Here is a 13,589-nt window from a genome sequence, read left to right on the forward strand (position 1 = left end):
GCCCCCCCCCTCCCCCCTCCTCCCCCCCCCCGCCTCGGTCGTTCGTCATCCGTACTCGCGGTCAGAACGGGGTCCGCGTCCAGGCCGGGAAACGGCCGGCGCAGCGTCCGCAGTGGGGGCGGCGGGTGATCCGGCACCATCCGGCGTCGAGCGCGTCGGCGAGGCTGGACTCGGCGGCACCGCAGCGCTCGCACGTGAGCGGACCCCCGTCCGGCCGGTCGGCGACCTGACGGGGGACCAAGCGGTCCAGGGGTACCTCGGGGACCTCGGCAGGGGCCGCGCCCTCGGGCATCGTGCGGCGCCGCTGGTCGGCCTGCCGCACCTGGTAGAGCACGCCGGCCCACTGCTCCTTGCGGACGGCCGGCGCCGACTGCTTCCGCTCGGTGCGCCGCGTCTGGCGCTCCTGCTTAGCCTGAACGGCGCGGCAGCCGGGTTCCTGGTTGAGCGCCAGGACGTAGCGGCGGGCCAGGATGCCGCCGTCCGTGCAGTGCTGACCGCCGACGCACCGCGCGCAACCCTTGCGGTGCGCGAGGTAGGACTGGCGGGCCGTTTCCAGCGTGACCTCCGCCTTGATCCGGGAGACCGGAGCGGCCGGGGCCGGGAGCGGCTTGTGGAACTGCTGCGCCGCACGGCGGTTGTCCTGGGGCATCGCCTCGCGGAGGAGGCGGTCCTGCTTGACCTGCCAGCGGCGAACGTCGATGTCGACGCGGATCGACTGGTGGCTACCAGGGCAGAGGGTGTGCTTCTCACCCTCCGCGACCTTGTCCGAGATGCAGTGCTCGCGAATTTTGAGGTCGGTGTCACCCATGATCCGGCGCCAGGTGCGGCAGTCCGGGCAGGCGATCGACTTCGTCTCGCCCGGTCGAACGTTGTAGTCCTCCGGGGCCATGGTGCTGAGCAGCAGTACCTCGCGATGGTTGTTGAGCTTGGTGCGGGTCCGAGGGGGTCGCTTGTAGGCCATCACGATCTCCTTCTTGCGAGTGGAGCGAGTGCTGCTCTCTCTGCCGTGCCAGGGCCGGCCTTGCGGCCGGATGTTCCTGACGGACAGACAGCGCAGCAGCGCTGTTCGAATCAGGTGGAGCTATTCGGTACAGACGCCCTTGGCCGGGGGAGCAAAAGCTCAACCCCACTGCCGCCATCCCGAAGGACCGTGACACCTGCGTGTTTCGCGGTGGTGCAAGTCGTGACTACTCCCTGCGCTCAGCTACTCGCCCTGCGCTGGGAGCACCTTGATTAGAGCCCCCTCCCATAGGTCTCGTCAACCTGTCTAGCTAAGTAGTTTCACAACGGAAACCCTGACCTGCGTTTTTCCGGCGACACATAGGCGTTTAATCGCCTTCGAATCCGGCCCGTGTCGCACCCGGCTTTCGGGAAACAACTAGACATGCAATGCTGTGCGGACCCGGCAGCGAGACACGCTTGCTGCGCTGGGATCGAAAGGGCAGGGGATGGTGACGAAGAGAGAGCCCGGGAAGGTTGAGCGGATCGCCGCCGACATCCGGGACAAGATCGAGCGGCGCGTACTCGCGCCGGGGTCCCGCCTGCCCGGCGTCCCGCAACTCCAGAAGCAGCACGACATCGCCTACCAGACCGCCCGAGAGGTCTACGGGCTCCTGGAGGACGAAGGTCTCGTGTTCTCTCGGCGCGGCAAGGGGACCTTCGTGTCCCTGGTGATCGGGAAGATGATGTCCGACCGCACCAGGCGGTACCTGCCCGCGCTGCGCGAGGCCGGCGGCGCCGTCGGTGCCTTCGAAGCCGAGATGAGGGCCATGGGCCTCGAGCCCAAGGACGCCATCGTCACGATCGGGCGGGACGTCCCACCGAAGAAGGTCGCCGACATCTTCGATATGCACCACCGTGCGAAAACTTTGAAGCGCGAGCGCATCATGCCGGTCGGCATTCCTGGTGACGCTGAGGCGCTGGAGGTCGTCCAGGTGGCGACGTCCTGGTTCCCCCCAGACGTCATGGACGCCTGCCCCGTGCTTGCCGAGTACGAGACCGGCACCGGCGGCAGCAAGTCCCGCATGGCGGAGGCTGGCTTCCGGCAGGTACGTCTCCGCGAGGAGATCGAAGTCAGGTCTCCCTCGAAGGAGGAGACCGAAGCGCTCGGCATCCCCGCTGAACAGGCAGTCCTTGAGATCACCCACAAAGGGCTTACTGCCGAGGGTCGGATCGTGGAGATCTGCCTCCATGTGCTGCCCCGCTCGAAATGGAAGCTCGCGTACGAGTGGGTCATCGACTCGCCGGAAACCGGGTGAGTAGCAAGCTTCCGTGCTGACGTCGCAAGCGCCAGGGCGGACCGAGCATCCACCACCACACCAGCAAGGAGCATTCAGCACATGGCTAGCAACCGAATCGACGACAACGGCGTAATCCTGCGTGACGCGCGGACCCGGTACACCACCGGCCAGCGCGAAGAGAACGGCGCCCGGGGAGCGTTCGACGCTGAGCTGCGCCGGTCCGGCCGCAGCCCCCGCACGGAGGTGACCGTCAGCCGTGCCGCCGCACCGGCGGATGTCGCGGAGCTCCTGGGCGTCGAAGGCGACGTCGTCGTGCGGTCTCGCGAGATGTTCGACGGTGAGCGCGTCATCCAGCTCGTCACCACGTACATCCCGGCCGACGTCGCGGAGGCCGCAGGCATCGAGCAGGTGGAGACCGGCGTCGGCGGCATCATCAGCCGGATGAAGGAAGCCGGGTACGACCAGGGCGACGCGGCCACGGAGGACATCGAGCTTCGCGAGGCAACCTCGGAGGAAGCCACCCGCCTCGGTCTGCCGGAGGGCGCTGAGGTTCTGACCATCAACCACATCGGTGCGACAGCTGATGGCCGCGTCGTCGAGATCACCAAGCACGTTCTAGGCAAGGGCTGGAAGCTGCGCTACGCCGCTCCGCTCGCCTGACACCCCTTCGCGAGCGGCGTCCCGGCCCCGCCGGGGCGCCGCCGCTGGCCCGTCTGGACTTCTCGAAACGGACCCCCAAATGAATGAGCAGCGCCTCAGCGCCGCCGAGGTGGTGGAAGAACTCCGCAGCTCCCTGGATAAAGACACGGGGTGGATTCCCGCGCTCGCGGACGTCGAAGGGGCGAACAGCCTTCCCGAGGGCGTCGGCCTCACGGAGGTGGCGGAGGCGTTGCGGAAGTTCGCCTCCGCGGGGATCCCGACCTCCGTCGCTCGCCAACTGAAGCGCGCGGCCGAATCGGCGGAGTCGGCGCTCATCGACGACGACCGCACGTACGGACACCTCGGGGCTGCGTACGCGTACGTGCTCCAAGCCCGCCGCGCCGCCTCGGAGATCGCTCCGTAGAACGCATAAGAAAGCCGCTGATTCCGATCACCATGAACGCTGCGAAGGAGGAGCCGTGGAGCACCTACCGCACTCCGCGCTGCTCCGATTCGCGACCGCTGGACAGAACTCAGCATGCGCCGTTCGCCTCCCCATGGGACGTGGATCGACTTGTGTGAACGGCACACACCGTGCGCCCCTTGAGACGCTGCGCAAAGTGACGACTGCCGGTGACATCTGGAATGTCACCGCCACTTGTCACCTCCGCGCGATCAAGGGGCCGTGCTATGCTCGGCCGCAGAAAGGCCATCCTCCGCTCCACGGCGTCATCGCGGCCGTCCTACGGACCTCAGCATGCACCGTTCGGCTCCTGAAGCACCGGCCCGCGAGCGAGCAGAGCTTGGTGCAGCAGTGAAAACATTGCACCTGCTGCTTCTTGATGTGTGGTCAGAATTAGAGTGCGGGGGCTCATCGACACGTCACTCCCAAACGCCAGACGTATCAGTCCAGGGCGGTAGGGTGGCGTCTGACGTAGATCGAAAATGCGAGTGGCCCCGTCGACCGGCTTGGCAACCGGGAGGGACCACTCGGGCCAGCGACCTTGCGATGGGGGTCGGTTGGCCGGCCGCTCACTCCTACGAGACAGGAGGTGGCGACGTGTTCAGGGTACCCGTACCCGCACGCGCACACACCGCACCCCGCCGTGGGCTCAGCGACTGCATCGGTCGCTGGTCCTTCGACGGGGTGTTCGTGCTGCCCGAAAACGCCCCGCCCCGCGCCTCTGCTGAGGGGGTTGGGATGACGTAGGTCCCTCTGGGGCGGCACCCGTACGGGTCTGCCGCCCCGGGCCTCCGAGCCGCGAGGTGATTTGTCGTCACCTCGCCTGGAGCGCCCTTCTGACACCGGAGGAGCCTGCCAGGGCCCCTCTGAAGGGATTGCCCGTCCGGTGCCACCCGGCCGAGCGGTTCAACAAGGTTTCACCAGAAACCGAAGCCCTTATCAGGGGCTTCGTCGTGCCACGAGGAAGCCCCGCGTCACGGGAGCCATTGTGCACGACGTTTTGCGTGCCTGCCAGCATCGGCATGCCCGCACACCTCTCTTCCAGCCTGTTCTCGCGCCTCCGAGCGCCTCCGGAGTGACCAACGTCACCGCCAGCTTCCTGCTCGGAGGGAAGGCCAGACGCGGCCCCTACACCCTTTCGAGTACTTTCCCGCCCGCCGTTCGCGCGGTGGCGGCTGCCAGCGCGGTGGACCAGTGAGCGCCGTGGCGGCACCGGGCGCACTCCCACGCCCCCGTAAGTTCGTTGGCGGGGCTGGCTGGCATCGGCTGCGGTCTGTCCCGTCGCAGGCCGGGCCGGTCCCGAAGCGGGCGGCGGGTCATCCGCTGTCGCTCGGCCAGGACGCCCGCGGCCGGTTGGGTGGTGCGGTGCACGCGCTGCTGGACACGACTGGCCTGGCCGGGGCGTCGGACGCGGTGCGCCTGGCGGTGCTGGTGCTGGCGTCGCGGACGCCGTCGGAGACGGGTGTGGTGGAGATCCGTACTTCGGAGCTGGGGCGGTGGATCGGGGCGTCCGTGTCGTACATGGCCTCCGACGTCGTTCCGGGGCTGCGCCGCTCGGGCGTGGTGTTGGTGGAGACGGCGCCGGGCGACTACGGCCAGGACGACGGGCTGGAGTGCAAGGTGGTGCCGCTGTGGGACGCGCAGAGCGTGCTCGGGCACCCGCTGAGGCTGGCGAAGAAGGAGTACGTGACGCTGAAGCGGCTGATGGAGGCCGTGATGGGGCCCGGGTGGAAGCACCGGGATGGCCGGGTATCGCCTGCCGGGCTGATCGGTTCGCGTACGGGCCGGGGCGCGGCGACGGACCGCCTCGCGCTGCTGTTGTTGGTGCTGGAGGCGCGGGAGTCCGGGCGGGTGCGGCTGTGCGGCGGGAGCGTGGACACCAAGCGCGGCCGGGCGGCGGCGACGCTGGCCCGGCTGATGGGGTGCACGGCCGCTGCGGCGGCGGGGATCCTCGGACGGCTGGAGGGACGGGAGCTGGTGTTCCGGGTGCGTCTGGAGACGGCGTCCGGGCTCGCGAATCGGTCGCGGCTGATGGTGCCGGCGGTCGCCGCTGCGCATGGCCGTGGTGGTACCGACGTGGCCCGGGAGGACCGTGCGGAGGCACTGGAAGGCGTGTTTTCAGAGCGCGGAGTTGCAGCAGGGCGTAGTGAACCGTCGCAGTCCCATGAAGATCCGCAGGTCAGCGATGCACCTGTTGCGGATGGGGCGGATGTTGCAGACCCCCGCGTTGCGGCAGCCCTTCACACTGACCACCCTTCCCGGGCTACTCACGGTTCTTCTCTCTCACTCTCTGGTGGTTTTTCCGGCGAAGGCCGTGGTGGGTCCGGTGATCTGCCGGACCACGCGTGCGAGCGCGAGGACCCGGCCCTGGACGGCGATGCCGCTGCCCGGCTGACGCTGGTCGGTGGCGGGGGTGGCCCGCTGCGCGGGGAACAGCCGAGGAAGTCCCCGGTCGTCGAAGGCGAAAAGGGCAGGTGCGGGCCCGTGGCCGGTGGCAACGAGCGGGTCCTGGAGGGCGAAGGCCAGGGCAGGCAGCAGCGGGGGAGGGTGGCTCTGCCGTCGCTGAATCTGCGGGCTGTCCTGGCCCCGGTCAAGCTGGTCTGGGCTCGCCTGGAAAGCCAGGGTGCTCGGTGTCTGGTGGAGGCCAAGGTCCGTGCCGAGCTGGCCCGGGTGACAGGGTTCGCCGGTTCCGTCGACGCGCCGCAGATCCTCGCCGACCGGCTCGCCCGGCGCCTGGAGAACCAGATGAGGCTGGGCGGCCCGATCATGGACCCGGTGGGCTGGCTGATCGGCCGGGGCCTGCCGCAGATCCGGCTGTGCGCGGAGCCGCGGTGCGATGAGGGCTCGCTGCTCGACTCCGGCCGGGACTGCCCGCGTTGCGAGGACCGGCAGGCCGACAGCCGTGCCACCCGGCACGCGGTCGCGGCCGCCGTGGATGCCGCGATGCCCGGAGCCTCCGAGACCGAGCGGCGGGCGGTCACCGACCGTCAACTGCACGAGACCGTCACGGCCAGGGCATGGGCGCAGGCGGCCGAGTGGGAGCAGTACCGCGCCCAGAAGGCCGAAGCGAAAGCCGCCCGCGCCGAAGCCGCCGCCGAGCAGCCGGCCGGTGAGGTCCCAGCCGCGCCGGCGGCACCGGTCATGCTGCCCGCCCCGCGCGCTGCCGCCGTCGTTCCGGCCTTGTGTCCAGAGACGGCCGACGTCGACGACGACCAGGAGCTCGTCCTCGAGGACCTGACCCCCGACCAGGTGCGCAACTGGCGGGTGCGGGCGATGAAGGACCACAGCGTCGTCTTTGACCACATCGACCGCTACAGCGAGCCATCAGCGAGGCGACTGTTCAGCAACCAACTGGTCGACCAGGCGCAGCACCTATACGGGCTCGGGCACCTAAACCTCAGCTACTCCACCTGGGGGCAGTCGTGAGCGGCGGCCAGGTATCCGGTGTCGACCTGGCCCGCCAGGCCCACGTGCGCGGGGAGCGGGCCTTCTGGCCCCTGCTCCCGTGCCCGGCGGGGGGGAAGAGAGAGCAGGGGCTCGCCCGCACCGGCACGCCGCGCGCTGTGGAACCATCCCCGCGGGTGCGGGGAGCAGTGGACCCCTATTTTTCTTTCTCCTTAACGCGCGGGACCATCCCCGCGGGTGCGGGGAGCAGCGGGCCTCGGCCTCGCGGTCGGCGCGTCCGGCGGGACCATCCCCGCGGGTGCGGGGAGCAGGCCGCCACCGGCCCGGATTCGACCATATTCACGGGGCCATCCCCGCGGGTGCGGGGAGCAGTCACGCCGTACTCCAGGGCGAGCGCCTGGAGGGGGGCCATCCCCGCGGATGCGGGGAGCAGGTCCTGGACGCACCCCCCTCGCCTGCCGACCGGGGGCCATCCCCGCGGGTGCGGGGAGCAGCCCTCCGTTGTCGGAGCAAGTTGGGCCTTAATGGGGCCATCCCCGCGGGTGCAGGGAGCAGGCCGCTTGCGTGTCCGGTCGACTGCTCCGCTCGGGGCCATCCCCGCGGGTGCGGGGAGCAGGACTCTCCCGGGGCGTGCGGGGTGTGCAGCAGGGGGCCATCCCCGCGGGTGCGGGGAGCAGACCTGGCTGTTCTCGGCGAGGATCGCGCCGACGGGGCCATCCCCGCGGGTGCGGGGAGCAGACCTTGAGCTGGGTGGCCCGGCCCTTCACCTCGGGGCCATCCCCGCGGGTGCGGGGAGCAGAGCGGGCCCGGCGGCCTTCGTGTCCGGTTCGGGGGGCCATCCCCGCGGGTGCGGGGAGCAGGCTTCCTGACCTGCAGCGTTACAGTCGGAAAGTGTGATTCTCGAGCACTTTCACCGAATCCGACATATCGACCATTGGCTTTCTCCTGCCGTGACGACAAGGCTATCCCAGCACCCGGTGGACAGTTCTGGTCTCGCCAGGTAATCGCGCCCATTGGCCGGCGATCACGGAGGGGGCAAGCGCGACCGCGCCCATGCCGATGGGACCAATTTCACGTGCGTGGGGAGCAGACTTTCAGCATCAGTTCCGGTGGCGCCAGCGCTGATGAGACTTCAGGACTTCGTAGTTCCAGGTGGAGCGCTGCTGCGTCGGATAGCGTCCGGCTGTAACGCCGAGCTGCTCAGCGATGGCGGGGAATCGTGGGTGCATCTGCCGGTCGCCGACCGTGACCAGGGCTGACAGCAGAGGATCCCCCTGATCGCGTTCGTCGTCGACAAGCCACAGCAGGACGCTCTCGTCGTCGCGGTGCAGACGCGCCAGGGCGGGCAGACGCTGGCGGATCGCCTTCCAAGTAGTGGTCGTTCCGGCCCGAGCGGCGAGGGCGAGCGTGCGGTGCTCGACCCGGCGGGTCACCAGGTCGTTGGCGAACATGAACGTGACGAACAGCGCCGGGAACCCGGTGACGATCAGCCCGGTCCACTCACCGACCGACGACGTCGCCCAGTCGTTGAGCGCGTTCACGTTCTCGTTCCACCACGCCCCGGCCGGCGTCGCGACCATCGCCGCCGACGCCGTCGCGAGGAGCACCGCCTGCGCCCGGTCGGTGTGGAGCTTGTTGGTGACTTTGGCCAGTCCGGGGAGCTTCTCCGCGTAGTAGAGGAGCGCGGCCGACCCGGCGCAGGCGCCTCCGGCAGCGGCCGTCACAGCGGTTTCGATCATGGTCTCTTCGTCCTTCCGGGACACGTGCAGGGGTTTGACAGGGCGTCACAGAGCGTCGTACTCTCGCGCGCGCCCGCACGCGCTTGTGCGCGCAGGTACGCGTGGGTGTACGGGTGAGGGGTTTTTCGGCGGTCACAGGGCTCGTCACAGCTCCGGTCACAGCGGCTGTCACAGCCGGGCCGGTCACTGTGCGTGGCGCTCGCGGATCTGGTCCAGCGTGCTGACCGCGTCCTCGAAGGCCCGCTCGCGGGCGTCCGCGGGCAGCGAGTCGAGGGCCTTGCGGAGCCGGTCGAAAGCGACGGCGGCGACCATGTCCGGGCCCTGGGCCCGGGCCTCCTCCAGGCGCCGGCCCCAGTGCTCGGCACGGCGGGCGAGCTTCTCGGCGCGCTTGCGGCGCAGCGGCTTCTTCCGCTCGGGCGGGTTGTTCCACGGGGCGTCCTGGGCGGTGTTGTTCACGTGTTTCACCCCCTTTCGGCGGGCTGGGTGGCAGGGTGGAACCGGCGCTTCGGCGCCTTCACCGTGTCCCCGGGACGCTGTCTTCGTCCCGGGGGCCGGTGGAACCGTCGAAAGGCTCGTTTGTGCAGGTCACTGCCCCGGCACGTAGCCGTCGGCCAGCAGCTGGACGGCTTCGGCGCGGTACTCGGACGCGGTGCCGGGGGAGTTGAGCAGCAGTTCGTGCTGGATGTCGGCGAGCGGCAGACGCTCGGCGTCGCCGCCGACGGCGAGGATCATCCGGGCGACCTTGCGCAGCCCCCGCTCGCGCGGCTTGAGCCGTGCGATGTCCTCGGCTTCGACCGCGGCCCGCTCGATTTCGGCAGCAGCTCGCCGCGTTTCGGCAGCGGCCCTCGCCGTTTCGGCGGCAGCCTTGCGGGCGGCCTCGATACCGGCGGCGGCGACCTCCTGACGCTCGATCTCCTCCGCCTCCAGGCGCGCCGTTTCGGCAGCGGCCCGCCGCGTTTCGGCAACAGCCGCTCCGATTTCGGCGGCGGCCTTGTCGGCTTCGGCGGCAGCCTTGCGGGCTTCGGCGATGGCCTGGGTCTCGATGGCCTGCGCTTCGGCGGCGGCGACCCGGTCGGCCTCCGCAGCTTCCTTCCGCTTCTGCGCCGCGGCCTCTTCCAGCTCGGCCGTACGGAGGTCGGCGTCGGCGGCCGCCTCGCGGGCTTCGGCCTCCTGGCGCTCGGCCTCGGCCCGGCGCGTGCGGGCCTCGGCCTGGACGGCGGTCTCCAGCGCCGCTTCGTCCCGCTCGGCGGCCCGCTCGGCAGCAGCGATCTGGGCCTTGGACTGCGCGCGGGCCATGCCCTTCTCGCTGTCCACCCGGGCCCGGACCGTTTCGAGCTGGCCGTCGGCTTCCAGGCGTTCGGCCTCGGCCCGCTTCTCGGCGAGTTCCTTGCGCGTCGTCGCCTCCAGGCGCCGCCGCTCGGCATCCTCCTCCCGCTCCTCCGCCTCGGCTTCCTGCTGGTCAGGCATGGCGAGGGCCTCGCGGACGGTGTAGCCGTAGGGTGCCATCTTCATCGGCAGCCGCTCGTCGTCGGAGGCCTTGGACAGGTCGCCGTCGTACTTGCGCTTGAGCCACTGCTCGTAGGCGAGGAGGTCCTGCTCGCGGCGGACCATCTCCGGGTAGGAGGCCACCCCCCACAGCCGCATCCGCCGGTAGATCCGGGGCGTGGCGAGGGGCGCGAGGACCCAACGGATCAGCGGGATCGCATCACGTTCGGCCCGGTCAGGGCGAACGATCCGGTCGATCGCGTCCCGGCCGACCTCCACGATCATGATGAACAGGATCGGCACGACGCCGTGGGCGAACGAGGCAACGTAGTCCACCAGCATCCACGGCCGGTTCTTCGGTGCGGCGGAGGCGGCGTTGAGGACGACGGTTGCGCTGGTCAGGAGCCATACCGGGTAGCGGATCCAGGTGATGGGCCGCTTGAGCCAGGCCATCAGGAGGTCGACCGCGATCATCACCATGATGCCGACGTCGACGCCGACCGCGAACAGCCGGCCCTTGTCCAGCGACCCGAAGCGCAGCTCCTTGTGCGCGAAGCTCGCGACGTGCGCGAACGACAGGTAGAGGCCGATCCCGGCGAGCACCAGGGCGAAGACGACGATCCCGCCGACGGTGAGCTTCTGCGTAGTCGTCAGCGGGCCGCGCGGGACAACGGGAAGGGCGTCGTCCGGATTCCGCTTCTGCGTCTCCGAAACGAGATCCGGTGTCTCCGAAACGGTGGCGGGCGTTGCCGAAACGGCGTCCGGTGTCTCCGAAACGAGGGTCGGCGGGGGCGAAAGGGGGTCGGGTCCGGCCGCGGTCTGCGGCATGTCGGTGATCGTCATCAGGGCCTCCGGAATGAGGGATTCAGGGCGGGCGCGAAACGCAAGGCGCTGCCCCCGAAACGGGGTGGGGTGGGACCGAAACGGGGGCGGTGAGCCTCACCGCCCGTGGCCCCGGCGCCTCGTCGTCCGCCCGGTCGTACGGCAGGGGCACCGACCGCACCGAAGTGGGCGGCCGGTGCTCCCGAAACGCAGCCGGGCGGAGACGAAACGCGGTCGGGGTGAAGCCGAAACACGGGGCGGGCGGATTAGGCAGCCGTCAGGCCGGCCCCGCCGTGGTGCTGGCGGGGCCGGCCGGTACGCGGTGAAGGCTGAGGATCAGGCAGCCCGGACGGAGACCGCGGTGGGGCCGTGGGCGCGGGCGAAGCGGGCACCGGCGCACAGGAGGGCGGTGATGTCCGCGTGGGTACGGTGCTGCCGCTCCGACCACGCCGTGGCCCGTGCGGAGGCGGACCCGGTGTGGGACTGGATCAGCCGGTCCAGCACATAACCCGCCACGACGGCGGTGTCCGTGTCGCCGTGCACACCGTCCTCTCCGACGTGGCGCAGCGCGGTGGAAAGGGTGCGCCGCGGGTCGAGGTCGATGTCGCTCTCGACCTCGGTGCGGACGAACCGCAACAGCGCCCGGAGCATCTGCTTGACCGTCATGGACTCGTCGTCGGCGAGGTCGGCGTCCGCGCCGCCGCTCGACTGGGTCCGGGTGTAGGTGTGGATACGGCTCCAGCCGTCCTTGTCGAGCAGCGCGACGGCGGCCTCCAGATGGCGGGCCACGGCCTCGCCGGAGGACTCCTCCCCGGACGGGCCGATCCACACCGACCCGTAGGACTCGGCCAGGAGCTCCTGCGCCGCGGTCAGCGTGGCCTCGGTGAACACGACGGGCGTGGTGTTGGGCATGTGGGCCTCTTCTCAGATCTGGCGGATCCCGGGCTGTCCGGCTCCCCTTCACCGCCCGCCCCGCACCACCCCCATGAAGGGGGCGGGCGAGGCGGGCGGATCAGGCAGCCGTCAGACCGTGGCGAGAGGCCGGTACGGGGCGACGACCTGGCCGTCGGGGAGCAGCTCGCCGGTGTCGTCGAAGAGGAGGACGGCGTTGCACAGCAGGCTCCAGCCCTGTTCCGGGTGGGCGGCCACGACGTGCGCGGCCTCCCGGTCGGGGCTGTCCGCGCTCGGGCACGGCGGGGTGTGCTGGCACAGCGAGGCGGGCAGCGTGGTGCTGTTCGGCGGGGTGTCGGGGTGGGTGCTGGTACGCATGGGCTCTCCTCTGAGAGGGAGGCGGTTCCGGGAGTGGCCCGGGCCGGCGGCGTGCGAAAGGGTCAGCGGCCCGTCGTGCGGGCGGCCGGTACGTGCGAAACAGCTGGTGCGGGATACGAGTTGAGGCGGTGTCCCGTATGGCGGTGAGGTCAGGGGCGCTTCGCTTGCTGGGCGAGGTAGTTGTCCTGGAGCCGGACGAGCTCGTCGAACTGGCGGTGGCCCGGCGGGCAGCGGCGGGTCGGCGAGCATGTGGCGCACGTGGCGTCGTGCTCGCGGACCGCCGCCGCGGCCGCCATGTAGAGGTCGTAGAGGCTGCGCCCACTCACGCGGCGGCGGCCTGCTGCTTGAGGCGCAGGCGCGCGGCCCGGCGCTGGATTCGGCGGCGGTCCTCCTCGTCGGTGCCGCCCCACACCCCCTGCACGCCGTTGTCCAGCGCCCAGTCCAGGCAGGTCTCCATGACCGGGCATCGGCGACGGCAGACGGCCTTGGCCTCCTCGACCTGGACGATGGCCGGGCCGGTGGTGCCGGTGGGGAAGAACAGGTCGGGGTCCTCGTCCCGGCACGCGGCATCGACCCTCCAGTTGGTGTTGACCGGCAGGTCGGCGGCGGGGGAGTAGACGGCTTTCACGACGGACAGGGTCTTCATCAGGGCCTCCGGAGGGGTCCGTTATGGAGCAGCCCCGGGGTGCGTCCCGGGGCTGCTCGCGTGGGGTGGTGGCCGGTTGGGCCGGAGCGGGGCGCGGCCCCGGCATCGTCCGTCGCCCCCACCCCGGGAGAGGGGCGGGGCGACGGGTGATGCCAGGGGGTCAGCGGCGGTTGCGTTCCGACCGCGCGTTCTGCTCGGCGTTCTTCCGGCTGAGCTCCTCGCGCTCGGCGTCGGTCAGGCTGGTGACGGCGACGGTCATCGGGCCACCCCCGTACCGCTGCACGAGGTGCAGGTCTGCCAGTGCTGCCGACTCACCCCGTTGCCGCTGGTGTCGACGCTCTTGCCGCCCGCACCGCCGCAGTCCCCGCACGCCCGGCCCGCCACCGGACCGGCCGGGACGCTCGGGGTGAAGATCAGCGGCCAGGTCATCAGGAGCACCGGCTGCCGGGTCGTGCCCGGGTCCATCTGCGCGAGGGTCCGGCGGGCCTGGCGGCCGGCGGCGGCGGCCAGGCCGTCGCCCTCGGCCGTCAACTGACGGGCCAGCTGGTGGAAGCGGTCGGTCTCGTCCCGCTCGTAGCCGCGCCCGTCGTGTCCGCTGCGGTCGTCCTCGCGGCGGATGTCGTCGGCGACACTCGCACGCGGGCGACCCAGCGGAGCGACGTCGCCGGTACACCGACAGGTCTCGGACGTGCCCTCGCAGACCGGGCAGGTGCTGGCCGCTCGGGCGGGGATCGTGCGTGTCATCATGTGCTGCATCAGGTCCTCCGATTCAGGTCCTGGACAGCCCCGGGGGTGCGATCCCCGGGGCTGTCGCCGTTCACTCCCCATTTGGGGAGTCGACTGCTACGAGCAGCCGAGGCGTGGGGGGGACACGCGCCCTT

13 protein-coding genes and 1 CRISPR repeat array are annotated in these 13,589 nt (G+C 70.6%); of the genes, 4 read left to right on the top strand and 9 right to left on the bottom strand.

Annotation, left to right across the window (positions count from 1 at the left end):
* Positions 1-61: 61 nt before the first annotated feature.
* Entirely contained in the window at positions 62-961 is a 900-nt protein-coding gene (locus ACZ4SV_RS36100) for a hypothetical protein (protein WP_234329341.1), read from the bottom strand.
* 487 nt (positions 962-1,448) lie between these two features.
* Between ACZ4SV_RS36100 and ACZ4SV_RS36105 the strand changes: the two genes are divergently transcribed.
* The 4 genes from ACZ4SV_RS36105 to ACZ4SV_RS36120 all read left to right on the top strand — a co-directional run bounded on the left by ACZ4SV_RS36105 (position 1,449) and on the right by ACZ4SV_RS36120 (position 6,768).
* Complete coding sequence (locus tag ACZ4SV_RS36105) at positions 1,449-2,258, top strand: GntR family transcriptional regulator (protein ID WP_043252639.1); 810 nt, start codon at positions 1,449-1,451, stop codon at positions 2,256-2,258.
* A gap of 81 nt (positions 2,259-2,339) precedes the next feature.
* Positions 2,340-2,900 (top strand): UTRA domain-containing protein, encoded by a 561-nt coding sequence (locus ACZ4SV_RS36110; protein ID WP_043252637.1) that lies wholly within the window; start codon positions 2,340-2,342, stop codon positions 2,898-2,900.
* Between the two features lie 79 nt (positions 2,901-2,979).
* Positions 2,980-3,303, top strand: a complete 324-nt coding sequence (locus tag ACZ4SV_RS36115; protein ID WP_043252636.1) for a hypothetical protein — start codon at positions 2,980-2,982, stop codon at positions 3,301-3,303.
* A 1,404-nt stretch (positions 3,304-4,707) separates the two neighbouring features.
* Positions 4,708-6,768, top strand: coding sequence for a hypothetical protein (locus ACZ4SV_RS36120; protein WP_051702491.1), 2,061 nt, complete (start codon positions 4,708-4,710; stop codon positions 6,766-6,768).
* A gap of 139 nt (positions 6,769-6,907) precedes the next feature.
* Positions 6,908-7,607: direct repeats of the CRISPR family, unit length 29 nt; unit sequence GGGGCCATCCCCGCGGGTGCGGGGAGCAG.
* A gap of 240 nt (positions 7,608-7,847) precedes the next feature.
* Here ACZ4SV_RS36120 and ACZ4SV_RS36125 read toward each other — a convergent pair.
* The 8 genes from ACZ4SV_RS36125 to ACZ4SV_RS36160 all read right to left on the bottom strand — a co-directional run bounded on the left by ACZ4SV_RS36125 (position 7,848) and on the right by ACZ4SV_RS36160 (position 13,455).
* On the bottom strand, positions 7,848-8,486 hold the full coding sequence (locus ACZ4SV_RS36125) for a hypothetical protein (RefSeq protein ID WP_468011330.1): 639 nt from the start codon (positions 8,484-8,486) through the stop codon (positions 7,848-7,850).
* Positions 8,487-8,669: 183 nt separating this feature from the next.
* On the bottom strand, positions 8,670-8,942 hold the full coding sequence (locus ACZ4SV_RS36130; RefSeq protein ID WP_043252645.1) for a hypothetical protein: 273 nt from the start codon (positions 8,940-8,942) through the stop codon (positions 8,670-8,672).
* Positions 8,943-9,071: 129 nt separating this feature from the next.
* A complete protein-coding gene (locus tag ACZ4SV_RS36135) occupies positions 9,072-10,814 on the bottom strand; it encodes a DUF2637 domain-containing protein (protein ID WP_043252643.1) in 1,743 nt (580 codons plus the stop codon).
* A 315-nt stretch (positions 10,815-11,129) separates the two neighbouring features.
* A complete protein-coding gene (locus tag ACZ4SV_RS36140) occupies positions 11,130-11,705 on the bottom strand; it encodes a DUF6197 family protein (RefSeq protein ID WP_043252642.1) in 576 nt (191 codons plus the stop codon).
* Positions 11,706-11,816: 111 nt separating this feature from the next.
* Positions 11,817-12,005 carry a DUF5999 family protein gene (locus tag ACZ4SV_RS36145; RefSeq protein WP_043252753.1) on the bottom strand — a complete coding sequence of 63 codons (189 nt, stop codon included), beginning with the start codon at positions 12,003-12,005 and terminating at the stop codon, positions 11,817-11,819.
* A gap of 206 nt (positions 12,006-12,211) precedes the next feature.
* A complete protein-coding gene (locus ACZ4SV_RS36150; RefSeq protein WP_158706758.1) occupies positions 12,212-12,388 on the bottom strand; it encodes a hypothetical protein in 177 nt (58 codons plus the stop codon).
* Entirely contained in the window at positions 12,385-12,708 is a 324-nt protein-coding gene (locus ACZ4SV_RS36155) for a WhiB family transcriptional regulator (protein ID WP_078612467.1), read from the bottom strand. The genes ACZ4SV_RS36150 and ACZ4SV_RS36155 overlap by 4 nt, the downstream gene beginning before the upstream one ends.
* A 255-nt stretch (positions 12,709-12,963) precedes the next feature.
* Complete coding sequence (locus ACZ4SV_RS36160) at positions 12,964-13,455, bottom strand: hypothetical protein (RefSeq protein WP_307572158.1); 492 nt, start codon at positions 13,453-13,455, stop codon at positions 12,964-12,966.
* Positions 13,456-13,589: the final 134 nt, after the last annotated feature.

This window comes from Streptomyces sp. NPDC027672 (genome assembly GCF_055566335.1).